The sequence below is a fragment of the Longimicrobium sp. genome (assembly GCF_036387355.1).
Lineage (GTDB): Bacteria > Gemmatimonadota > Gemmatimonadetes > Longimicrobiales > Longimicrobiaceae > Longimicrobium.
In genome coordinates this window covers 1-20,730 of the sequence record NZ_DASVTX010000043.1, presented here as the reverse complement: position 1 = coordinate 20,730, position 20,730 = coordinate 1, and the positions used below count along the sequence as shown (strand labels likewise).

Here is a 20,730-nt window from a genome sequence, read left to right as displayed (position 1 = left end):
AGACGCGCTCCTCCGTGCGCACCCGCTCCAGGATGTCGGGGCTCACCAGCGCGTCGTACACCAGCACGTCGGCGCTCTGCAGCAGCTCTGCCGCCCGCACGGTCAGCAGCCCCGGATCGCCGGGGCCTGCTCCCACCAGGTACACGGTTCCCGTCACGCGGCCTCGTCGGCGAATGAATCGAGCAGGTCCGAAAGGGTCTGCTCCAGCGGCATCCGCGGGGCCCAGCCCAGCGCCCGCAGCCGCGCGTTGTCTCCCAGCAGCAGGGGAAGGTCCACCGGGCGCACGCGCTCGGGGTCCACCGCGACCCGCGCCCGCGTGCCGGAGATCCGGACGAGCCGAGCCACCACGTCGTGCATGGAGTGCGCTTCCCCGGAGCACACGTTGTACACGCCCCCGGGCTCCCCCCGCTCCACGATGGCCTGGTACCCGCGCACCACGTCGCGCACGTCCAGCAGGTCGCGCCGCGCCTCCAGGTTGCCCACGTGCAGCACGGGGTCGGCCTCGCCGCGCATCCCCGCCAGCTGCTGCGCAAAGCTGGCGATGGCGAAGCGCGCGTCCTGCCCCGGCCCCGTGTGGTTGAAGGCGCGGGCGACGAACACCTGCACCCCGTCCGCCTGCAGCGCCGCGAGCTCCGCCGCGGCCTTGCTGGCCGCGTACGGGTTGCACGGGCAGGGCGGGCGCGGCTCGGCAATGGGCTGCTCGCCCTCCGGCACCACGCCGTACACCTCGGCGGAGCTCACCACCAGCAGCCGCGTCCCCCTGGGCAGCGCCATGGCCAGCCGCAGGGTGCCGGTCGCGTTGACGTCCCACGTTCCCAGCGGGTCGGCGAACGACGTGGCCACCGAAGCCTGCCCGGCCAGGTGGTACACGACGTCGGGGCGCGCCCGGCCCACCGCCTGGCGCACCCCGTCGTCACTGGTCACGTCCATCCCGATCCATTCCACTTCAGCCGCGCCGCGGGGCGTGGGAGGCGATCCGTCCTGGCTGGCGGCCACCACCTCGTGCCCATCCTCCCGCAGCGCGCGGAGAAGCCAGCCGCCGGCAAAGCCCGCGGCGCCCGTGACCAGAACCCGCACGGCGCTCAGGACGCGGCGGCGACAGCCGGGCTCCGGGCGCCGCGCAGGCGCTCCAGGTCGGCTTCGACCATCATCCGAACGAGCGACTCGAAGTTCACCTCGGGCTCCCACCCCAGGTCGCGCCGGGCCTTGGCGGGGTCGCCCACCAGCAGGTCCACCTCGGCGGGGCGCATGAAGCGCTCGTCCAGCACCACGTGCTCGCGCCAGTCCAGCCCCACGGTGGTAAAGGCGAGCTCCACCAGCTTCTGCACGGTGTGCGTTTCGCCCGTGGCCACCACGTAGTCCTCGGGCTGGTCCTGCTGCAGCATCAGGTGCATGGCGCGGACGTAGTCGCCGGCAAAGCCCCAGTCGCGCTGGGCGTCCAGGTTGCCCAGGCGCAGCTCGCGGCTCAGCCCCAGGCTGATGCGGGCCGCGGCGTCGGTGACCTTGCGGGTCACGAACTCCAGCCCGCGGCGCGGCGATTCGTGGTTGAACAGGATGCCGCTCACCGCGTACATCCCGTAGCTTTCACGGTAGTTGATGGTGGCCCAGTGTCCGTACAGCTTCGCGACGCCATAGGGCGAGCGGGGGTAGAACGGGGTGTCTTCCACCTGGGGCACCGCCTGCACCTTGCCGAACATCTCCGACGACGAGGCCTGGTAGAAGCGGATGCGGCGCTCGCGGTCAAAGATGCGGATGGCCTCCAGCATGCGCGTTACGCCCAGCCCGGTGACGTCGCCGGTGAGCACGGGCTGCGTCCACGAGGTCTGCACGAACGACTGCGCGGCCAGGTTGTACACCTCGTCCGGCCGGCTCTCTTCCAGCGCATAGAAGAGGGAGTTCTGGTCCGTCAGGTCGCCCGAAATGAGCTCCAGCCGGTCCTGGATATGGTGAATGCGCTCAAACGTGACGGTGGAGCTGCGGCGAACCAGTCCAAAGACGCGGTAGCCCTTGTCCAGCAGCAGTTCGGCCAGGTAGCTTCCGTCCTGCCCGGTGATGCCGGTGATCAGTGCTGTCTTCATTCCCGTGCATGCCGGGGTGGGGCCGCGCGGAGGGGCGCGGGCGGATATACGCGTGGAAACGTATACCCGCCCGCACACTCCGTCAACGCAAACCGGCCCCGGCCACGGGTTGACCAGACGGGGAGAGTGCCCTATCTTTGACGGCTTCGCAGGGTTTGGTATACAAGGTACGGCTACAGGAGACTTCCGATGGCTTTTTGCGCCGTCTGCGGAAAGGGCCCGCGCAGCGGGAACAACGTCAGCCACGCGAACAACAAGACCAAGCGTGTCTGGCGGCCCAACCTCCAGCCTGCCCGGATCGTGACCGACAACGGCACGCACAAGCGCGTCCGCGTCTGCACGAGCTGCATCTCGGCTGGCAAGATCCGCAAGGCGGGCTGAGGGTTCCGGCAGGTCCCCCGCAGGACAGAACACGAAGGCGGCCGCGCATCCCCGGATGCGCGGCCGCTTTCGTTCGTCTCCATCCTCCCCGGCGCACTCATGCCGCTCCGAGCAAGTTCGTGCCCGTTGGCACCGTTCCTCCCCCGTTCGATCAACGACCGTGACTCGTTCGGAGTGGTCCGCTGGCAGGCACGAACTTTCTGCCGATTCGTATGAGGCGTCATTCTGAAGGAGCGTGCGCCGGGCTTTCCCCGGCACCGCGTTCATGAGCGACTGAAGAATCCCGGACCGAAACGTTCGCCGCACCGCGGGCCGGCGCGGCGTGCTCCAGCCTCTCCCACCACACCCGCAGCGTCCGAGCGCGGCGCGCAACCGGGCGTGCATGGGATGCAGTGGCGCGGGATTCTTCGGTCGGCGCCAGAGTCCGGTGCGACGGACGGTGCGGGGCCGCGCCTCGCTCAGAATGACACTCGAGGTCCGAGGCGGGTGAAGAATCCCGGTGCAGCTGATGTGACAGGTCCCGTGCGCCTGACGGCAGTTCGCGCCTCCCCCGTGCCGGCACCGTCCGCCCCGCCGGTCCTGCCGCCCACCTCGGCGCTGCTACGGCTCCGAGAAGCTCGTGCCCGTTGGCGCCGCTCCTCGCCGCTAGATCAACGACGGTGGCTCGTTCGGAGTGGTCCGCTGGCAGGCACGAACTTTTGCCGATTCGTATCAGCCGCCGCCCGCATTCCCCAGATACTCCGTCCCCACCTCCCGCATCTCCACCTCCCCCTCCGCGGGCTCCAGCCGCCACGCGCGCGCGTCGGGTCGCGACGACACCACGCGCACGAGTTGGCCGTCGCGGTAGTGCAGCCCCACCCCGTCGTCGGCGCCGATGCCGGGCAGCCCGGTGTCGCGCACAAAGCCGCGAAACGACTCCAGCCGCTTGGATTCGCTGTCGAAGTGCGGGCAGAAGCTGCCAGGGAGGAAGCCGAGGCCGTCGGTGAGCGGGTTGAGCCCCGGGCCGTACGAGTCGGTGATGCCCCGCTCGAACCAGCAGAGCCCGCCGGCGCTCACCCCGCACGCCACCGTGCCGCGCGCCAGGACGTCGGGAAGCACCTCGGCCAGCCCCTGCGCCCGCCACACGGCCAGCAGGTTCACCGTGTTCCCCCCGGCCACGTACAGCAGGTCCTGGTCGCACAGAAACGCGTGCAGGTCCGTGACCGTGCGATGGAAGAGCGTCAGGTGGCTGGGCTCGCACCGGCCGTCGTCGAACGAATCGTAAAAGCGGTCCACCCAGGGCTGGGCGTCGCCGCTGGCGGTGGGAATCAGGCAGACGCGGGGACGGGAGCGGCGGCACAGGCTGAGCGCGTAGTCGTCCAGCAGCGGGTTGTCGGGCTCCATGGCGAACCCGCCGCCGCCGAACGCGACGATCTGGCCCCGGGTGATGAGCGGCATGGGATGACGGAGAGGAGTGAGGGACGGATCCGGATCCCCACAACATGGAGAAAACGGGCGCCATCCGAAACCCGCGTTCCCCGCCCGCTCCGTTTCCTCCCGTTCCCCACCGCGGTTCCTCCGCCACCCGCGTGGCCGCGCGAAAAGGCGGGGCGGCGATCAGCGCCCCGGCAGCCGGCGGGAAACGACGAACCCCGCGCCTCTCCGGAGAGAAGCGCGGGGTTCGTAGTAACAGCTAGCGGAGCGCGGGTCAGCGGCCCGCCGACACCGGCTGCGTGGGACGATCCACCAGCTCGATCAGCGACGTCTCGGCGCCGTCACCCTGACGGAAGCCCGTCTTGAGGATGCGGGTGTAGCCGCCCGCACGGGTGGCGTTCACCGGGCCGATCTGGCTGAACAGCTGCACCAGGACGTCGCGGTCCTGGATGTGGCGCGCCGCGAGGCGCTTGCTGTGCAGGTCGCCGCGCTTGGCCAGCGTGATGAGCTTTTCCGCGAACGGACGAAGCTCCTTGGCCTTGGCGGTGGTGGTCTCGATGCGGCCGTGGCGGAACAGGCTCATGGCCATGTTGCGCAGCAGCGCCAGCTTGTGCTCGTTGGTACGGCCGAGCGCGCGGCCCTTGTTTCCGTGTCTCATTGGTCCTTTACAGCTCCCCGGCGGGGCCGGCGTCGGCGCCCCCGTTCTGCTCGTTGTTGTCGGCGTCGTCGCGAACCACCCACCAGAGCGTGCCGCCGTCGTCCGCTTCCAGCGAACTGCCGAAGCGAAGTCCGTGGCCCGCCAGGAAATCGCTGATTTCCTGCAGCGACTTCTTGCCGAAGTTGTCGATGGCCAGCATCTGCTGTTCGGTGCGCTGCACCAGATCGCGCACCGTGTGGATGTTTTCCTTCTGCAGCGAGTTGCGGCTGCGGACGGACAGCTCGGCCAGGTCCTCGATGGGCCGGTTCAGCAGCTCCTGCAGGCGCGGCGGAATGGGCGCGCGCCCCGCGGGAACGGCTCCGCCTGCGCCGCCGGTGTCGCCCCAGCTGCGGTCGGCGCGCCACTCGGGCGTGCCGCCGGCCAGAAAGGCCAGGTGCTCGATGGCCAGCCGCGCGGCGTACTGCACCGCCGACGGAACGTCCATCGCGCCGTTGGTCTCCACTTCCAGCACCAGCCGGTCAAAGTCGGTGCGCTGGCCCACGCGCGTTTCTTCGACGACGAAGTTGGCGCGCGTCACCGGGTTGTAGATCGCGTCCACCCGCACCAGGTCCGCCGGCATGCCGCGCGGAATGGGGTGGGCTTCGGCGGGCACGTAGCCGCGCCCCTTGTTCACGTACAGCTCCAAGCGCAGGTCGCGGTCGTCCTGCAGCTCCAGGATGTGGTGGTCCAGGTTGATGACGTCCACCGAGGGGTGCCCGGTGATGCTGCGCGCGGTAACGCGGCCGGCCTTGTTGGCCCGCAGCTCCAGCACCGCTTCTTCGGCGTCCTCGTCCATCCGCAGCACCAGCGACTTCAGGTTGCGGATGATCTCGTGCACGTCTTCCACCACGCCCGCCACCGTCTGGTGCTCGTGCAGCACGCCGTCGGCGCGGAACGCCCAGACCGCCGAGCCGCGCAGGCTGCTGAGCAGAATGCGCCGCATGGTGTTGCCCATCGTATGGCCGAAGCCCCGCTCCAGCGGGCGCAGGACAATCTGCCCCGTCCGCGGCTGCTCGGGCAGATTCGGCATCTGCAGGCCGGTAATATCGAGTTCCAAGGTGTCCCCTCCCGGATGTGGACAGGTGCGCGAAAGCCCCGGCGGCGGAAGCGCGATGCGCGCCCCGCCGCACAGGGTTCGTCCGTCAGGCTTACTTGCTGTAGAGCTCGACGATGAGCTGCTCCTGCACCGCCAGCGGGATGTCCGCGCGGGTGGGGCGGGCCACCATCCGGCCGGTGCGCGAGCCCTCGTCCACCGCCAGCCAGCCCACCGTGCTCGGCTTGGTCTTGGAGGCGAGCGACGCCTGCACGGGCAGAATGTCCTTGCTCTTGGGCGCGATGCGCACCTCGTCGCCCGGCTTTACCTGGGCGCTCGGCACGTCGAGCTTGCGGCCGTTCACCTGCACGTGGCCGTGGCGAATGAGCTGGCGCGACTCCTTGCGGGTCGAGCCGAAGCCCATGCGGTAGATCACGTTGTCCAGACGGCTCTCGAGCGCCACCAGCAGGTTCTCACCCGTGATGCCCGTCTCGTGGGCGGCCTTCTCGAACAGGTTGCGGAACGGGCGCTCGGCCACGCCGTAGATGCGCTTCACCTTCTGCTTTTCGCGCAGCTGGTGCGCGTACTCCGACACCTTCTTGCGGCGCCCGCCGCCCGTCTGGCCGTGCTGGCCGGGGGCGTAGGGGCGGCGCTCCACGGGGCACTTCTCGGTGAAGCACTTGGTGCCCTTCAAGAACAGCTTCTGTCCCTCGCGGCGGCACAGCTTGCACGAGGGTCCGGTGTAACGGGCCATGTCAGGTCAACCGTTTGGATTGAGGATGTGTTTCGGCTTCGTCCCCCCGACGGTCGCGAGGGTTTACGCCAGAACTGCGGTACTGCAGTGCCCAGTGCCCAGTGCCCAGCGACAAGTGCCCGGTATTCCCTGGGCACTTGATCCTGCGCACTGGGCACTCGATCAGACGCGGCGCTTCTTGGGCGGGCGGCAGCCGTTGTGCGGAATCGGCGTCACGTCGCGGATGCTGCGGATGCCCAGCCCCGAGGCGGCCAGCGCCTGGATGGCGGACTCGCGGCCCGAGCCGGGGCCCTGCACGTACACGTGCACGCGCTTCACGCCCAGCTGCAGCGCTTCGCGCGCGGCCTGCTCGGCGGCCACCGTGGCGGCGAACGGGGTGCTCTTCTTGGAGCCCTTGAACCCCGCCTTGCCGGAGCTGCCCCACACGACCGAGTTGCCGGCCATGTCGGTGATGCTCACGATGGTGTTGTTGAACGTCGCCTTTACGTGGGCGACGCCCTCGCTCTCGACGTGGCGCTTGGTCTTGGGGCGCCCCGCGGTCTTCGGCTTGGCCATCTGGAATTCCTGTCGTTGGGTGCGCGGCCTACCGCGCCTTCGGTACGGCTCCCCGCCGGCGGAATCCGGCGGGGTGGTCATCGGCCGCGGCGCGCCGCCGGGCCGACCAGAACAGAAGCGCACAGTCCCCAGTGCCAAGTGCCCGGAATCCGGGCACCGGGCACGTGGGACTGGGCACTGCCGTCGTTCTTACTTCTTGCCCGGCTTCTTCTTGCCGGCGATGGCCCGGCGCGGGCCCTTCTTGGTGCGCGCGTTGGTGTGCGTGCGCTGGCCGCGAACCGGCAGCCCGCGGCGGTGGCGCAGCCCGCGGTACGAGCCGATGTCCATCAGCCGCTTGATGTTGCGCGACACCTCGGAGCGCAGCGCGCCCTCCACGCGAATGCTCGCGTCGATGATGCGGCGCAGCTTGTTCACGTCCTCGTCGCTCAGGGCGTGGACGCGCGTGTCGGGGTTGATCCCCGCTTCGTCCAGAATGCGGCGCGACGTGGCGCGGCCGATTCCGAAGATGTACGTGAGGCCGATCTCCGCGCGCTTCTCGCGCGGGAGGTCGACGCCGGCAATACGAGCCATCCTGCTCTTCTCCTGTAAGCCGAGTCCGGGGATTTAGCCCTGGCGCTGCTTGTGGCGCGGGTTCTTCTTGCAGATGATGCGGATGACGCCCTGCCGCTTGACCACCTTGCAGTGCTCGCAGATCGGCTTTACGCTCGCGCGGACCTTCATTGTCGCCTCGCCTGTGTATCCTGATTGAACGGAGCCTGAGAAACTAACCACAATCGCGCGATCCCGCAAGCTCCGGCCTGCGCCGGAGCCACGGTACGCGTTCCTTCCTTCTTCGTCCCGCGGACGGAAACCGCCGGCCCTCAGTCCGTGAGAATCCGGGGGCCCTCCGCCGTCACCGCCACGGTGTGCTCGAAGTGGGCGGACACCTTGCGGTCCGCCGTCACCACGGTCCACCGGTCCGGCAGGGTACGGACGTTGGCCGAGCCCAGGTTGAACATGGGCTCGATCGCCAGCACCATTCCCTCCACCAGCTTGAGCCCCTTGCCCCGCTTGCCGAAGTTGGGCACCTGCGGCTCCTCGTGCGGCTGGCGGCCCACGCCGTGGCCCACCAGCTCGCGCACCACGCCGTACCCGGCCTCGTCGGCCACCTCCTGAATGGCCGCGCCCACGTCGCCCAGCCGCTGCCCCGGGCGCGCCTCGGCAATGCCGCGGGCCAGCGCCGCCTGCGTGCGGTCCAGCAGCGCCTGCACCTCGGGAGCAATGGCGCCCACCGGGTAGGTGACGGCCGCGTCGGCGTAGAAGCCGTCCAGCTTGACCCCGCAGTCCACGCTCACCACGTCGCCTTCCCTGAGGGGGCGGCGGGTGGACGGGATGCCGTGCACCACCTCGTGGTTCACGGAAATGCAGAGCGTGGCCGGAAAGCCGTACAGGCCCTTGAACGCCGGAACGGCTCCCGGGTGCGAGCGGATGAACGCCTCCGCCCAGCGGTCCAGGTCGGCCGTGGTGGCGCCGGGCCGCACCTGCGCGGGGATCTCCCGGTACAGCGCGGCCAGAATGGCCCCCGCCCTGCCGATGGTGTCGATCTCCGCCGGCGTCTTCAGGTGTATCACCGCCCCAGCGCCCGGCGCAGGTCGGCCTGCACCTCGTCGATGGGGCGGCCGCCGTCCAGCGTGTGCACGGGCACGCCCGCCTGGCGGTAGTGCTCCACCAGCGGCGCGGTGCTGCGGCGGTACACCTCCAGCCGCTCGCGCACCGTGGCCTCGGCGTCGTCGGCGCGCTGTACGCAGCGCGCGGCGATCTCGTCGGGCGCCGGGTTGTGCACCACGTGGTACACCGTTCCCGTCTCCGGGTCGGTGCGGCGGCCGCTCATGCGCTCCACGATGGCGTCGTCGTGCACGTCCAGGTACACCACCGCGTCGATGCGGCGCCCCAGCTCGGCCAGCAGCGCGTCCAGCGACGCGGCCTGCGCCACGTTGCGCGGGTAGCCGTCAAAGATGGCGCCCGCGGCGGCGTCGGGGCGCGACAGGCGCTCGCGCACCAGCCCCAGCACGATGTCGTCCGAAACCAGCTGGCCGGCGTCCATGACCGCCTTGGCCTGCAGCCCCAGCGGCGTGCCCTGCCGCACCGCGTCGCGCAGCATGTCGCCCGTGGCGATCTTGGGCGCGCCCAGCGTTTTCGTGAGCAGGGCCCCCTGGGTGCCCTTGCCGGCGCCCGGGGCGCCGAGGAGGATCAGGTCCATTGAAATCCGTTACCCGTGCAATGGGACAAGTGCCCAGCCCCCGGCCGCGTGGGACGGGTGCTGGGCACTTGATGCGGTCTGCGGCCGGTCAGATGTAGCGCTGCTGCCGTCCGCGGAACTTGATGCGGCCCTTCTTCATGAAGCCGTCGTACCGGCGCAGCAGCAGGTGCTGCTGCATCTGCTGCACCGTGTCGAGCGCCACGCCCACGGTAATCAGCAGCCCGGTGCCGCCCAGCACCCGGTTCAGCCCCTGAATGCCCATGGTCTCCAGCAGGGCCGAGGGAACCAGCGCGATCGCCGCCAGGAACAGCGCCCCGGGAAGCGAAATGCGCGACATCACGCGGTCGATGTACTCGGCCGTGCGCGCGCCCGGCTTTACGCCCGGCACGAACGCGCCCTGCTTCTTCAGGTTCTCGGCGATGTCTACGGGGTTGTAGATGATCGCCGTGTAGAAGTACGTGAAGAAGACGATGAGCACCGTGAACGCGATGAAGTACGGCACCGAGTTGATGGCGAACCACTGGCTGAAGGTGCGCAGCCAGCCCGTGTTGGTGAACTGCGCGGCCGTGGCCGGAAGGATCATGATCGACTGCGCAAAGATGATGGGCATGACGCCCGCCATGTTGATGCGCAGCGGAATGAACGACTTCTGGCCCTGCCGGATGCGCCCCCGCCCCATCACCTTCTGCGGGATCTGCACCGGGATCTTGCGCGCCGCCATGGTGACGGCCACCGTCCCCGCGATGGTGAGCAGCATCATGACCACCAGCACCAGGATGCTGAACACCCCCACCTGCCCCAGGTACACCAGCCGCCCCGTCTCGTACAGCGCCGAGGGCAGCGCCTCGACGATGCCGAAGAAGATCAGCAGGCTCATGCCGTTGCCGATGCCCCGCTCGGTGATCTGCTCGCCCAGCCACATGATGAACATGGCGCCCGTAACGAGCGTCAGCATCATCACCAGCTGAAAGGGGATCCCCGGGTGGGTCACCGCCGCCGGCACCTGCGTCTCGATGAAGCGGGCAAAGCCGTACGCCTGGAACAGCGCCAGCACCAGCGTGGCGTACCGTGTGTACTGCGTCAGCTTCTTGCGCCCGTCCTCGCCTTCCTTCTGCATCTTCTCGATGGAAGGCACCACCGCCGCCAGCAGCTGGAACATGATGCTGGCGGAGATGTAGGGCATGATGCCGAGGGCGAACACCGTGGCCCTGGAGAGCCCGCCCCCGACGAACATGTCGTAGATCCCGAAGGCGGTGCCCTGCAGCTGCCCGGCGTACGCGCGCAGGGCCGGCACGTTGATCCAGGGCGCCGTGATGTGCGCGCCCACGCGATACACCAGCAGGCACACGAGCGTAAAGACGATCTTCTGTCTCGTCTCGGGAATGCGCCACAGAGTCGCTACGGGATTGGCCATGTCAGCCGATCTCCTGAACGGTGCCCCCCAGGGCGGCGATCTTGTCGCGCGCCGACTGGCTGAACTTGTGGGCCGAGACGTCGACCTTGCGGGTCAGATCGCCCGTGCCCAGCACCTTCACCGGACGCCCCGCGTGGCCGATCAGGCCGTGGGCCTTGAGCGACTCGGGGGTGATGGGCCCGTCCCCTTCCAGCGTTTCCAGCTGGTACAGGTTCACCACCTGGTACTCCACCCGGTTCAGCGGGGTGAAGCCGCGCTTGGGCAGCTGGCGGTGCAGCGGCATCTGGCCGCCCTCGTACCCGGGCTTGCCGCCGCCGGGGCCGTGGTGGCCGGCGCGCGCCTTGGAGCCCTTGTGGCCCTTGCCCGCCGTCTTGCCGGTGCCCGAACCCGGGCCGCGGCCCAGCCGCTTGGTGTCGCGGTGCGACCCCTCGGGGCGCCGCAGATTGCTCAGATCAGCCATTGTCGTCCTGCCCTTCCGTTGCTTCCACCTTCACCATGTGGCGCACCTGGAAGAGCATGCCGCGGATGGCCGCGTTGTCTTCCTGCTCCACCGTGCGCTGGTGCTTGAGGCCCAGGGCGCGGAGGGTGCGGCGGTGCGCCTCGGGCGCGCCGCTGTAGCTCTTGGTCTGCGTGATGCGGAGCTTAGCCACGAGCGCCTCCGATCGCCTCGACGGGCACGCCGCGCTCCATGGCCAGCTGCTCGCGGGTCGTGAGACCCTGCAGCGCCGCCATGGTGGCGTGCACCATGTTGAAGGGATTGTTGCTCCCCAGCGACTTGGTAAGGATGTCGTGCACGCCCACGCACTCGAGCACCGCGCGCACCGGGCCGCCGGCGATCACGCCGGTGCCGGGGGCGGCCGGGCGCAGCAGCACGCGGCCGGCGCCGTGCTCGCCAATGATGTCGTGGGGAACGGTGCCCTCGCGAACCGGCACGCGCACCATGGCGCGGCGGGCCGCGTCAATGGCCTTGCGCACGGCCTCGGAGACCTCGTTGGCCTTGCCGGTGCCCACGCCCACCTTGCCCGCCTGGTCGCCCACGGCCACCAGCGCCGTGAACGAGAACCGCCGGCCGCCCTTCACCACCTTGGCCACGCGGTTGATGTGAACGACGTTCTCCTTGAGGTCGCTTTCGCGCCCGCCCTGCCCGCCGCCGCGGTTGTCGCGGCCGCCGCCCTGGCCGCCGCGCCCGCCGCGGTCGTTGCGTCCGCCGCCTTCACCGCCGGGGCCGCCCTGTCCGGGGCCGCCGCGCCCGCGGCCGCCACCCTGGCCGCCGCCGAACCCGCCCGGCCGGCCGCCGCCCTGGCCGCCGGGGCGTCCGCGCCCGCCGCCCGGGCCGCCGCCGAAGCCGCCGCCCTGTCTGCTCTCAGCCATCGCGATCTCCTTTAGAACTCGAGGCCGCCCTCGCGGGCGCCCTCGGCGAAGGCCTTGACCCGGCCGTGATAGACGTACCCGCCGCGGTCGAACACCACCTGGGTGACGCCGAGATCACGGGCCTTCTGGGCCAGCGCCTTGCCCGCGGCATGGCTGGCTTCGGTCTTGGTGAGCTCGGCCCGGCGGGCGCGCAGCTCGCTGTCCAGCGTGCTCAGCCCCACCAGGGTGCGGCCGGCGATGTCGTCCACCACCTGCGCCTCGACGTGGTTGATGGAGCGGTGAATGACGAGCCTGGGGCGCTCGGCGCTGCCGTGCACCTTGCCACGAACGCGGCGGTGGCGGCGCGCGCGCCGCTCCTCCCGCGTCTTGACCTTTCTGGTTCCAGCCATTGGTTCCTCGTGTTGACTATGCGATGATCAGCCGAAAGGGGTGGGGGCGGCTTACTTGCCGCCCGCCTTGCCCGCCTTGCGGCGGATCACCTCGCCCTGGTACTTCACGCCCTTGCCCTTGTACGGCTCGGGCGGGCGCAGCGACCGGATCTCGGCCGCCACCTGCCCGACGACTTCCTTGTTGGTCCCGGCCACTTCCACCACGGTCGGCGACACGGCCCGCAGGGTGATCCCCTCGGGGGCCTTGTACTCGATCGGGTGCGAGTAGCCCAGGCTCAGCGTGAGCCCGAACGGCTTGGTTTCGGCGCGGTAGCCCACGCCCACGATCTCCAGGGTCTTGGTGAACCCGGTGGTCACCCCCTCGATCATGTTGGCCACCAGCGTGCGGCTCAGGCCGTGCAGCGCGCGGTAGCGCGGCTCGTCCGACGGGCGCTCCACGCGGATCTCGCCGTCTTCGCGGCGCACGATCACGTCGCTGTGCAGCGTGCGCTGCAGTTCGCCCCTGGGGCCCTTGACCCGCACCGTGTTTCCGTCCAGCTGCACGTCCACGCCGGCGGGAACGGGAATCGGCCTTCTTCCGATACGCGACATCTCGTTCTCCTTACCAGACGTAGGCGATGACTTCGCCGCCCACCTTGGCCGCGCGGGCCTCGCGGTCGGTCATGACCCCGCGGGAGGTGGAAAGCACTGCCATCCCCAGGCCGTTGCGGACCCTGGGGATTTCTTCGACACCCACGTACTTGCGCAGCCCGGGCTTGCTGATGCGGCGCAGCTCGCGGATGACCGGCTTCTCCTGGTAGTACTTCAGGTACAGGCGAAGCTGGCCGAAGCGGCCGTCGTCCAGGACCTTGTAGTCGTGGATGTAGTGGTTTTCCTTGAGAAGGCGCGCGATCTCCACCTTCAGCTTCGAAACCGGCATGTCCACCCGGCGGTGACGCGCCATCTGCGCGTTCCGGACACGGGTGAGCAGGTCGGCGATCGGATCCGTCAACATGCTCGTACTCCTCTAGTATCCGGCGAAAGGGAAGTCGCGCCGGACTTGAAGGAAAGGGGTTGTCAAAAAATGCGAAGCCACAAGCCTAACAGCGACCGGGCCGCCCCGTCAACCGCACGGGTGCGGCGAACGGGCGGCCGGGGCGCGGAAAGGCCCGGAGTATCGCGGGGTACAGCCTACCAGCTGGCCTTGCGCACGCCCGGAATTTCGCCGCGCAGCGCCTGCTCACGGAAGCAGATGCGGCACAGGCCGAACTTGCGCAGGAACGCGCGGGGGCGCCCGCAGCGGTTGCAGCGGTTGTAGCCGCGCACGCCGAACTTGGGCTTGCTGTTGGTCTTCTCGATCAGGGCCTTGCGTGCCATGAGCGTTGGTCTCGGGTTCGATGGTCCTGCACCCCCCACCCCGTGGCGGGTGCCGCGTGCCCAGCGCCCGCGGTAGCCTCACCGGGCACCGGGCACTTCACGTTCTGGGCACAGCAGTGCTGGTTACCCCGCGTTCACCTGAACGGGGGACTCGTTTCGGAACGGCATGCCCAGTTCGCGCAGGAGCGAGAGCGCCTGGCCGTCCTGGTTGGTCGACGAGACGATGGTGATGTCCAGACCGTGGATCTGGTCCACCTTGTCGTAGTCGATCTCCGGAAAGATCAGCTGCTCCTTGACGCCCATCGTGTAGTTGCCCCGGCCGTCGAACGAGCGCGTGCTCACGCCGCGGAAGTCGCGGATGCGCGGCATCGCTACGTTGATCAGGCGGTCCAGGAACTCCCACATCCGGTCGCGGCGCAGCGTCACCGACGCGCCCACCGGCTGGTTTTCGCGCAGGCCGAAGTTGCTGATGGCCTTCTTGGCGCGGGTCACCACCGGCTTCTGGCCGGTGATCTGCGCCAGCTCGGCGACGACGCCGTCGAGCAGCTTGGGGTTCTTGTTGGCCTCGCCCATCCCCACGTTCAGGACGATCTTCTCCAGCCGCGGGATCTGCATCGAGCTGCTGAAGCCGAACTCCTGCTGGAGCTTGGCGCGGACCTGCTCTTCGTAGAAGCGCTGAAGGCGCGGCTTCTGGTTCGCCATGTTCACATTCTCCGTTCCGTATCCCCCGCGCGGCGAAGCCCGGGGGGGCGGTCACGAGTAAAGAAGGAAAGTGCTCAGTACCAAGTACCCAGTGCGCAGTGCCCTGACTGGGCACTTGTCACCGGGCACTGGGGACTGCCGTTTTCTTACGCCCGCGGGATCACGCGGCCGGAGCGCACGGCCACGCGCTCGCGGCGGCCGTCGGCGCCCGCCTCGCGGCGAACGCGGGTGGGCTCGCCCGAGGCCGGGTCCAGCAGCATCACGTTGCTCACGTGAATCGGCGCCTCGAACTCCACGATGCCGCCTTCGGGATTGGTCTGCGAAGGCTTCATGTGGCGCTTGCGGCGGTTCACGCCGTCCACCACCACGCGGCTCTTGTCGGGCTCCACGCGAAGGACGGTGCCTTCCTGGCCCTTGTAGTTGCCGCTGATGACCTTGACCCGGTCACCCTTGCGGATGTTGAGCTTGGGCATCAGATGACCTCCGGGGCCAGCGACACGATCTTCATGTAGCGCTTGTCGCGCAGCTCGCGGGCGACGGGCCCGAAGATGCGGGTGGCGCGGGGCTCGCCCGCGTCGTTGATGATGACGGCCGCGTTCTCGTCGAAGCGGATGTACGAGCCGTCCTTGCGGCGCACGTTGCGGGTGGTGCGAACCACCACCGCCTTGGCGACGTCGCCCTTCTTCACCGTGCCGTCGGGAAGCGCGTCCTTCACGGCCACGATGATGCGGTCGCCCACCGAGGCGTAGCGCCGCTTCGAGCCGCCCAGCACGCGAATGACCAGCGCGCGCTTGGCGCCGGAGTTGTCCGCGATCCGGACGATGGATTCCTGCTGCAGCATTGCGTCTGCTCCCTATTCTCTTCCAGAGGGCCGCGCGCGGCGCGAGGGGCGTTCGCCCCCCGCCCCGCGCCAGCCGCCGATATCAGCGGGCCCGCTCGATCAGTTCCGACACGCGCCAGCGCTTCAGCTTGCTGAGCGGGCGGGTCTCGGTGATGCGCACGGTGTCACCGACGTGGAACTCGTTGTTCTCGTCGTGCGCATGGTACTTCTTGGTGCGCGTCACCTGCTTGCCGTACAGCGGGTGGGCGTACCGGCGCTCCACCTTGACCACGACCGTCTTGTCGCCCTTGTCGGACACGATGACGCCCGTGCGGGTCTTGCGGCGGTTGCGCTCGTCCTGCTGCTCGACGGCCTGGGTGTTCTCGGCGGCCATTTAGCGACCCTCCTTCTGGTCACGCGCGCGCTGCACCGTCTTGAGACGGGCGATGTCGCGGCGAATGGTGCGGAGCAGCGTGGGGTTTTCCAGCTGCTGCGTGGCGGAGCGGAAGCGCAGCCGGAAGCGCTCCTCCTGGAGCTGCTGGATGCGCTCGGCGATTTCCTGCGCCGTCATCTCGCGGATCTCGGTGCCCTTCACGCCTCACCTCCCTCGGTGGCGGTTGCGGCGGCCGGGGCCGTCTTTTCGCGGACGACGAACTTGCACTTCACGGGGAGCTTGGCCGAGGCCAGCTCCATCGCGCGCTTCGCCGTTTCCAGCGTGACGCCCTCCAGCTCGAACATGATGCGGCCGGGCTTCACCACGGCGACCCACGCCTCGGGGTTGCCCTTGCCCTTGCCCATGCGCACTTCGAGGGGCTTCTTGGTGATGGACTTGGCCGGGAAGATCCGGATCCACACCTTGCCGCCGCGCTTGATGTGGCGCGTCATGGCGATACGGGCGGCCTCGATGGTCCGGTTGGTGATCCAGCCGGGCTCCAGGGCCTGCAGGCCGTAGTCGCCGAACGCCACGTAGTTGCCGCGGGTGGCCTTGCCACGCATGCGGCCCTTCATCTGCTTGCGGTACTTGACTCTCTTGGGAGCGAGCATGATTCCGTCTCCTTAGGCGTCGGTCGAGTAGGTCCGGCCGCGCCGGTTCTCCACGACTTCGCCCTTGAACACCCACACCTTGACGCCGATGGTGCCAAAGGTGGTGCGGGCGGTGGACTGCGCGTAGTCGATGTCGGCGCGCAGCGTCTGGAGCGGAATCCGCCCCTCCTTGTACCCTTCGGTGCGCGCGATTTCGGCGCCGTTCAGGCGGCCGGCCAGCTGCACCTTGATGCCCTCGGCGCCGCTGCGCATGGCGTTCTGCACCGCGCGCTTCATGGCGCGGCGGAACGAAACGCGCTGCACGAGCTGGTGGGCGATGCTGTCGCCGATCAGCTGGGCGTTCACCTCGGGGCGCTTCACCTCTTCCACGTTGATCGCCACTTCGTTGCCGGGCGAAAGGCGCGAAAGCTCGTCACGGAGCTTGTCGACCTCGCTGCCGCCCTTGCCGATCACCACGCCCGGACGGGCGGTGTGAAGGGTGACGATCGTCTTGCCGGGCTTGCGCTCGATCTCCACTTCCGAGATGGAAGCGTGGCCCAGGCGCTGGTGCAGGTACTTGCGCAGGGTCTCGTCTTCCATCAGAAGCTTGGGGAAGTCGCGCTCGGCGTACCAGCGCGACTTCCAGTTGGCCACGATGCCCAGCCGGAATCCTCTCGGATGCGTCTTCTGTCCCACGGTTACTCCTTGCGGTCGACGATGATCGTGACGTGGCTGGTGCGCTTCAGGATCGGCGTCGCGCGCCCCATGGCGCGCGGGCTGAACCGCTTGAGCGTCCGGCCCTCGTTCACGTAGGCCTCCCGGACCACAAGGTCGTCCACGTCGAGGAAGGAACCGGCGGCTTCGGCCTTCTGCGTGGCGTTGGCCACGGCGGAGCGCAGGGTCTTCTCGACGGGCGTGGTGGCCGCCTTCTTCGAGAACTTGAGGATCGAATAGGCCTCGTTCACCCCGCGGCCGCGGATCAGATCCACGATCATCCGCATCTTGCGGGGGCTCATCCCGATGCTACGGGCGATGGCGCGAGCTTGCATTGTCATGTCCTTTCTCGCGCTCAGCGCGCCTTGGCGCGCTTGTCGACGAGCTTGCCGCCGTGGCCCCGGAAGGTCCGCGTGGGGGCAAACTCGCCGAGCTTGTGCCCGACCATGTTCTCGGTGAGGTACACCGGAATGAACTTGTTTCCGTTGTGCACGGCCAGCGTGTGGCCGATGAACTCGGGGGTGATGGTGGAAGCGCGCGACCAGGTCTTGAGAACCCGGCGCTCGTTCCGCTCGTTCATCAGACGGACCTTCTTCAGGAGGCTTTCCTCCACGAAGGGGCCCTTCTTCAGACTCCTCGGCATTGGTGTCTTTCTCGCTCTTAGTCCCTGGTCCCCCGGCGCCGTGCCGGGGGCGGAGCCCACATGCGGGACGTTCCCGCAGTGGTGGGCGCGCCTCGGGGTGAACTACAGAGTGCCCGGTGCCCAGTGCCAAGTCCCCAGATTCTGGGCACTCGGCACCGGGCACTGTGCACTTTTACTTGGTCGCCCGGCCGCGCTTGCGGCCGCGGACGATCAGGCGGGTCGACGCCTTCTTGTGCCGGCGCGTCTTCACGCCTTCGGGCTTGCCCCACGGGGTCACCGGGGGACGTCCGCCCGAGGTCTTGCCCTCGCCGCCGCCCATCGGGTGGTCGACGGGGTTCATGGCCACGCCGCGCACCTTGGGGCGCTTGCCGCGCCAGCGGTTGGCGCCGGCCTTGCCGATGCTCTGCTTCTCGTGGTCCACGTTGCCCACCTGGCCCACGGTGGCCATGCACTCGCGGCGCACCATGCGCACCTCGGTGCTGGGCATGCGCAGCGTCACGTGCTCGCCTTCCTTGGCCACCACCTGCACGCCGGCGCCGGCCGAGCGGGCCATCTGGCCGCCCTTGCCGGGGCGCAGCTCCACGTTGTGCACCGTGGTGCCCAGCGGGATCTCGGCCAGCGGCAGGGCATTGCCCACGCGGATGTCGCTGCCCGGGCCCTGCTCCACGCGGTCGCCCACCTTGAGCCCGCGGGGGGCCAGGATGTAGCGGCGCTCGCCGTCCTCGTACACCACCAGCGCGATGTTGGCGGTGCGGTTGGGGTCGTACTCCACGCGCTCCACGCGGCCGGCGATGCCGGCCTTGTTGCGCTTGAAGTCGACGATGCGGTAGATCCGCTTGTGGCCGCCGCCGCGGCGGCGGCTGGTCACGTGGCCGTGATGGTTGCGGCCGCCCGACTTGGTGATCGCCTCGGTGAGCGCCTTTTCCGGGCGGCCGTCGTGCGTCACCTCGGCGAAGTCGCTGATGGAGCGAAAGCGCGTGCCGGGCGTAATGGGCCTGAACTGCTTGGTCGGCATGTTGTTACACCCCCTCGAAGATCTCGATGGAGTCGCCCTCGGCGAGGGTGACCACGGCCTTCTTCCACGAGGCCTTCCGGCCCGCCCACTTGCCCATGCGCTTCATCTTGCCGGCGTAGCGCATGGTGCGGACGTCCGTCACCTTGACGTTGAACTGCTTCTCGATCGCGCTGGCGATCTCGATCTTGTTGGCGTCGTTGGCCACCACGAAGGTGTAGGCGCCGTGCTGGTCGAGCTGCTCGTGGCTCTTTTCGGTCACGAGCGGGCGGACCAGGATTTCGCTGACGTTACGCATTGACGGCCTCCGCGGTGCGCCCGACGGCCTCCAGGGCCGACTGCTCGATGATGACCTGGCGCGCCTTGAGGACGACGTAGGCCGAAGCCTGCGAGAACGGGAGCACTTCCACGTTCGGCAGGTTGCGGAACGAGCGGAGCACGGTGTCCTTGCTGCCGTCGGTGAGCACCAGCACGCGCTTGGCGTCGGCGACTCCCATGCGGCCCAGCAGCGACAGCGCTTCCTTGGTCTTGGGGGTGTCGAACGCGAGGCGCTCGATCACCACGATTTCCTCGTTGTTGGCCCGCTGGTTGAACGCCGAGCGGCGGGCCAGGGCCTTCACCTTGCGCGGCACGTCCTGGTGGTACGAGCGCGGGTGCGGCCCGAACACGATGCCGCCGCCACGCCAGTGCGGGGCGCGGATGGAGCCCTGGCGCGCGCGGCCGGTGCCCTTCTGGCGCCACGGCTTGCGGGCGCCGCCCGAGACGTTGGCGCGGGTCTTGGTGGCGTGCGTGCCCTGGCGCTGGTTGGCCAGGTACGCCTTGATCACCTGGTGCAGCACCGGCTCGTTGATCACGCCGTCAAACAGCTCCGTGGGGAGCTCGAACGCATCGCCGGGCTCGCCGGCGGCGTTGAAGAAACGTGCAGTTGCCATTTTCGGAGTCCCCTTACTGCCGGGTGACGAAGACGTAGCCATTCACGGGACCCGGCACGGCTCCGCGCACGTACAGCAGGTTCCGCTCGGCGTCGACCTTGGCCACCAGCAGGTTGCGCACGGTCTGCTGCGCGTCGCCCATGTGGCCCGGCATGCGCTTGCCCTTGATGACGCGCGACGGGTTGGTGCCGGCGCCGATGGAGCCCGGGGCGCGGTGCACGCGGGTGGCGCCGTGCGAGGCGCGTCCGCCGCCGAACCCGTGGCGCTTCATGACGCCCTGGAAGCCGCGGCCCTTGGTGACGCCCGTCACCTTGACGCGCAGCCCGCGCTCGAAGCCGTCCACCGTCACGCTCTCGCCCAGCGCGGGCGCGGCGTCGAAGCGGAACTCCTTGAGCACCGCGGGCGCGGCCTCGAGGCCGGCCTTGGTGGCGTGGCCCCTTTCCGCGCTGGTGGCGCGGGTGGCCTTCTTGGCACCGAAACCGAGCTGAACGGCCGCGTAGCCGTCCTTCTCGTCGGTGCGAACCTGAACCACGGGGCAGGGCCCCGCTTCAATGACGGTCACGGGCACGACGGCTCCGGACTCGTCGAAGATCTGGGTCATCCCCAGCTTCCGTCCGATGATTCCCGACATCGAGGTCTCCTCAGTCCACCTTGATCTCGACGTCGACCCCGGCCGGAAGATCCAGCTTGGTCAGAGCGTCGACGGTCTGCGGGCGCGAGTCCAGGATGTCGATGACGCGCTTGTGCGTCTTCAGCTCGAACTGCTCGCGGCTCTTCTTGTCCACGTGCGGCGACCGCAGAACGGTCCACCGCTGAATCCGCGTGGGGAGCGGGATGGGGCCGCTGACGCGGGCGCCCGTCTTTTCCGCCGTGCGGACGATGTCGGCCGTGGTCTGGTCGATCACCGCGTGATCGAAGCCCTTCAGCCGAATGCGAATCTTTCCTGCCATAGGTAGTTCAGTCCGGTTGACGTTGTTCAGAAGTCCAGGTGCGAACAGAGGCGCGGGGGCGGCACCTGCGGCCGTCCCCGCGCTCTTACGCCAACCGTCTTCAGTCCAGGATTTCGGTGACGACGCCGGCGCCGACGGTGCGGCCGCCCTCGCGGATGGCGAAGCGCAGTTCCTTCTCCATGGCGATGGGCGTGATCAGCTCCACCGTCATCTGCACGTTGTCGCCCGGCATCACCATCTCCACACCCTCGGGG

At 69.1% G+C, this 20,730-nt stretch carries 35 protein-coding genes and 1 pseudogene; 1 reads left to right on the top strand and 35 read right to left on the bottom strand.

From position 1 onward, the window contains the following. The 3 genes from VF665_RS25845 to gmd all read right to left on the bottom strand — a co-directional run. On the bottom strand, positions 1-136 hold a 136-nt coding region (locus VF665_RS25845; protein WP_349263090.1), incomplete at its 3' end, for an SAM-dependent methyltransferase. Positions 137-153: 17 nt separating this feature from the next. Continuing rightward, positions 154-1,077 carry a GDP-mannose 4,6-dehydratase gene (locus tag VF665_RS02210; RefSeq protein ID WP_331051762.1) on the bottom strand — a complete coding sequence of 308 codons (924 nt, stop codon included), beginning with the start codon at positions 1,075-1,077 and terminating at the stop codon, positions 154-156. A 5-nt stretch (positions 1,078-1,082) separates the two neighbouring features. Then, a complete protein-coding gene (gmd, locus tag VF665_RS02205; protein ID WP_331051761.1) occupies positions 1,083-2,078 on the bottom strand; it encodes a GDP-mannose 4,6-dehydratase in 996 nt (331 codons plus the stop codon). A gap of 189 nt (positions 2,079-2,267) precedes the next feature. Between gmd and rpmB the strand changes: the two genes are divergently transcribed. Then, on the top strand, positions 2,268-2,459 hold the full coding sequence (gene rpmB, locus VF665_RS02200; RefSeq protein ID WP_170030881.1) for a 50S ribosomal protein L28: 192 nt from the start codon (positions 2,268-2,270) through the stop codon (positions 2,457-2,459). A gap of 711 nt (positions 2,460-3,170) precedes the next feature. On the opposite strand, the gene VF665_RS02195 is transcribed toward rpmB, so the two are convergent. The 32 genes and pseudogenes from VF665_RS02195 to tuf all read right to left on the bottom strand — a co-directional run. After that, complete coding sequence (locus VF665_RS02195) at positions 3,171-3,896, bottom strand: peptidase E (RefSeq protein WP_331051760.1); 726 nt, start codon at positions 3,894-3,896, stop codon at positions 3,171-3,173. A gap of 250 nt (positions 3,897-4,146) precedes the next feature. Next, positions 4,147-4,530: a 50S ribosomal protein L17 gene (rplQ, locus tag VF665_RS02190; protein ID WP_331051759.1), complete on the bottom strand. Its 384-nt coding sequence runs from the start codon at positions 4,528-4,530 to the stop codon at positions 4,147-4,149. 7 nt (positions 4,531-4,537) lie between these two features. Then, positions 4,538-5,626 (bottom strand): DNA-directed RNA polymerase subunit alpha, encoded by a 1,089-nt coding sequence (locus VF665_RS02185; protein WP_331051758.1) that lies wholly within the window; start codon positions 5,624-5,626, stop codon positions 4,538-4,540. 91 nt (positions 5,627-5,717) lie between these two features. After that, complete coding sequence (gene rpsD / locus VF665_RS02180; protein ID WP_170030889.1) at positions 5,718-6,356, bottom strand: 30S ribosomal protein S4; 639 nt, start codon at positions 6,354-6,356, stop codon at positions 5,718-5,720. 162 nt (positions 6,357-6,518) lie between these two features. After that, a complete protein-coding gene (gene rpsK, locus VF665_RS02175; protein WP_331051757.1) occupies positions 6,519-6,911 on the bottom strand; it encodes a 30S ribosomal protein S11 in 393 nt (130 codons plus the stop codon). Positions 6,912-7,100: 189 nt separating this feature from the next. Beyond that, positions 7,101-7,481: a 30S ribosomal protein S13 gene (rpsM, locus tag VF665_RS02170; protein WP_331051756.1), complete on the bottom strand. Its 381-nt coding sequence runs from the start codon at positions 7,479-7,481 to the stop codon at positions 7,101-7,103. 33 nt (positions 7,482-7,514) lie between these two features. Further along, positions 7,515-7,631: a 50S ribosomal protein L36 gene (gene rpmJ / locus VF665_RS02165; RefSeq protein WP_170030895.1), complete on the bottom strand. Its 117-nt coding sequence runs from the start codon at positions 7,629-7,631 to the stop codon at positions 7,515-7,517. A 140-nt stretch (positions 7,632-7,771) separates the two neighbouring features. Then, positions 7,772-8,521 carry a type I methionyl aminopeptidase gene (gene map / locus VF665_RS02160; RefSeq protein ID WP_331051755.1) on the bottom strand — a complete coding sequence of 250 codons (750 nt, stop codon included), beginning with the start codon at positions 8,519-8,521 and terminating at the stop codon, positions 7,772-7,774. Next, the gene (locus VF665_RS02155) at positions 8,518-9,150 is read right to left on the bottom strand and encodes an adenylate kinase (protein WP_331051754.1); all 633 of its coding nucleotides are present in this window, start codon (positions 9,148-9,150) and stop codon (positions 8,518-8,520) included. The genes map and VF665_RS02155 overlap by 4 nt, the downstream gene beginning before the upstream one ends. 88 nt (positions 9,151-9,238) lie before the next feature. Further along, complete coding sequence (secY, locus tag VF665_RS02150; protein ID WP_331051753.1) at positions 9,239-10,564, bottom strand: preprotein translocase subunit SecY; 1,326 nt, start codon at positions 10,562-10,564, stop codon at positions 9,239-9,241. 1 nt (position 10,565) lies between these two features. Beyond that, positions 10,566-11,024: a 50S ribosomal protein L15 gene (rplO, locus tag VF665_RS02145; protein WP_331051752.1), complete on the bottom strand. Its 459-nt coding sequence runs from the start codon at positions 11,022-11,024 to the stop codon at positions 10,566-10,568. Beyond that, positions 11,017-11,214 (bottom strand): 50S ribosomal protein L30, encoded by a 198-nt coding sequence (gene rpmD / locus VF665_RS02140; RefSeq protein WP_331051751.1) that lies wholly within the window; start codon positions 11,212-11,214, stop codon positions 11,017-11,019. Before rpmD ends, rplO begins: the two co-directional genes overlap by 8 nt. Further along, positions 11,207-11,935, bottom strand: coding sequence for a 30S ribosomal protein S5 (gene rpsE / locus VF665_RS02135; RefSeq protein WP_349263089.1), 729 nt, complete (start codon positions 11,933-11,935; stop codon positions 11,207-11,209). Before rpsE ends, rpmD begins: the two co-directional genes overlap by 8 nt. An 11-nt stretch (positions 11,936-11,946) precedes the next feature. Next, positions 11,947-12,324 carry a 50S ribosomal protein L18 gene (gene rplR / locus VF665_RS02130; protein WP_331051750.1) on the bottom strand — a complete coding sequence of 126 codons (378 nt, stop codon included), beginning with the start codon at positions 12,322-12,324 and terminating at the stop codon, positions 11,947-11,949. A 51-nt stretch (positions 12,325-12,375) separates the two neighbouring features. After that, on the bottom strand, positions 12,376-12,915 hold the full coding sequence (gene rplF / locus VF665_RS02125; RefSeq protein ID WP_331051749.1) for a 50S ribosomal protein L6: 540 nt from the start codon (positions 12,913-12,915) through the stop codon (positions 12,376-12,378). 10 nt (positions 12,916-12,925) lie between these two features. After that, positions 12,926-13,318, bottom strand: coding sequence for a 30S ribosomal protein S8 (gene rpsH / locus VF665_RS02120; RefSeq protein WP_331051748.1), 393 nt, complete (start codon positions 13,316-13,318; stop codon positions 12,926-12,928). A gap of 176 nt (positions 13,319-13,494) precedes the next feature. After that, positions 13,495-13,680, bottom strand: a complete 186-nt coding sequence (locus VF665_RS02115; protein ID WP_331051747.1) for a type Z 30S ribosomal protein S14 — start codon at positions 13,678-13,680, stop codon at positions 13,495-13,497. A 123-nt stretch (positions 13,681-13,803) separates the two neighbouring features. Then, positions 13,804-14,382 (bottom strand): 50S ribosomal protein L5, encoded by a 579-nt coding sequence (rplE, locus tag VF665_RS02110; RefSeq protein ID WP_331051746.1) that lies wholly within the window; start codon positions 14,380-14,382, stop codon positions 13,804-13,806. Between the two features lie 146 nt (positions 14,383-14,528). Further along, positions 14,529-14,855 carry a 50S ribosomal protein L24 gene (gene rplX, locus VF665_RS02105; RefSeq protein WP_331051745.1) on the bottom strand — a complete coding sequence of 109 codons (327 nt, stop codon included), beginning with the start codon at positions 14,853-14,855 and terminating at the stop codon, positions 14,529-14,531. Further along, entirely contained in the window at positions 14,855-15,223 is a 369-nt protein-coding gene (gene rplN, locus VF665_RS02100; protein ID WP_170030922.1) for a 50S ribosomal protein L14, read from the bottom strand. Before rplN ends, rplX begins: the two co-directional genes overlap by 1 nt. A gap of 82 nt (positions 15,224-15,305) precedes the next feature. Beyond that, positions 15,306-15,596 carry a 30S ribosomal protein S17 gene (gene rpsQ, locus VF665_RS02095; RefSeq protein ID WP_331051744.1) on the bottom strand — a complete coding sequence of 97 codons (291 nt, stop codon included), beginning with the start codon at positions 15,594-15,596 and terminating at the stop codon, positions 15,306-15,308. Further along, positions 15,597-15,797, bottom strand: coding sequence for a 50S ribosomal protein L29 (gene rpmC, locus VF665_RS02090; RefSeq protein WP_331051743.1), 201 nt, complete (start codon positions 15,795-15,797; stop codon positions 15,597-15,599). Next, positions 15,794-16,246, bottom strand: coding sequence for a 50S ribosomal protein L16 (gene rplP, locus VF665_RS02085; protein WP_331051742.1), 453 nt, complete (start codon positions 16,244-16,246; stop codon positions 15,794-15,796). Before rplP ends, rpmC begins: the two co-directional genes overlap by 4 nt. Positions 16,247-16,258: 12 nt before the next feature. Continuing rightward, a complete protein-coding gene (gene rpsC, locus VF665_RS02080) occupies positions 16,259-16,921 on the bottom strand; it encodes a 30S ribosomal protein S3 (protein WP_331051741.1) in 663 nt (220 codons plus the stop codon). Between the two features lie 2 nt (positions 16,922-16,923). Next, positions 16,924-17,274 (bottom strand): 50S ribosomal protein L22, encoded by a 351-nt coding sequence (rplV, locus tag VF665_RS02075; protein WP_331051740.1) that lies wholly within the window; start codon positions 17,272-17,274, stop codon positions 16,924-16,926. Between the two features lie 20 nt (positions 17,275-17,294). Then, the gene (gene rpsS, locus VF665_RS02070) at positions 17,295-17,582 is read right to left on the bottom strand and encodes a 30S ribosomal protein S19 (RefSeq protein ID WP_170030929.1); all 288 of its coding nucleotides are present in this window, start codon (positions 17,580-17,582) and stop codon (positions 17,295-17,297) included. 172 nt (positions 17,583-17,754) lie between these two features. Beyond that, positions 17,755-18,597 (bottom strand): 50S ribosomal protein L2, encoded by an 843-nt coding sequence (gene rplB / locus VF665_RS02065; RefSeq protein ID WP_331051739.1) that lies wholly within the window; start codon positions 18,595-18,597, stop codon positions 17,755-17,757. A 4-nt stretch (positions 18,598-18,601) separates the two neighbouring features. Then, on the bottom strand, positions 18,602-18,892 hold the full coding sequence (gene rplW, locus VF665_RS02060; protein ID WP_331051738.1) for a 50S ribosomal protein L23: 291 nt from the start codon (positions 18,890-18,892) through the stop codon (positions 18,602-18,604). Continuing rightward, positions 18,885-19,526, bottom strand: a complete 642-nt coding sequence (rplD, locus tag VF665_RS02055; protein ID WP_331051737.1) for a 50S ribosomal protein L4 — start codon at positions 19,524-19,526, stop codon at positions 18,885-18,887. Before rplD ends, rplW begins: the two co-directional genes overlap by 8 nt. Positions 19,527-19,539: 13 nt before the next feature. Further along, on the bottom strand, positions 19,540-20,157 hold the full coding sequence (rplC, locus tag VF665_RS02050) for a 50S ribosomal protein L3 (RefSeq protein ID WP_331051736.1): 618 nt from the start codon (positions 20,155-20,157) through the stop codon (positions 19,540-19,542). A gap of 10 nt (positions 20,158-20,167) precedes the next feature. Then, positions 20,168-20,476, bottom strand: a complete 309-nt coding sequence (gene rpsJ / locus VF665_RS02045) for a 30S ribosomal protein S10 (protein ID WP_170030934.1) — start codon at positions 20,474-20,476, stop codon at positions 20,168-20,170. Positions 20,477-20,576: 100 nt separating this feature from the next. Continuing rightward, a pseudogene (gene tuf / locus VF665_RS02040) lies at positions 20,577-20,730 on the bottom strand (elongation factor Tu); the annotation flags it as partial.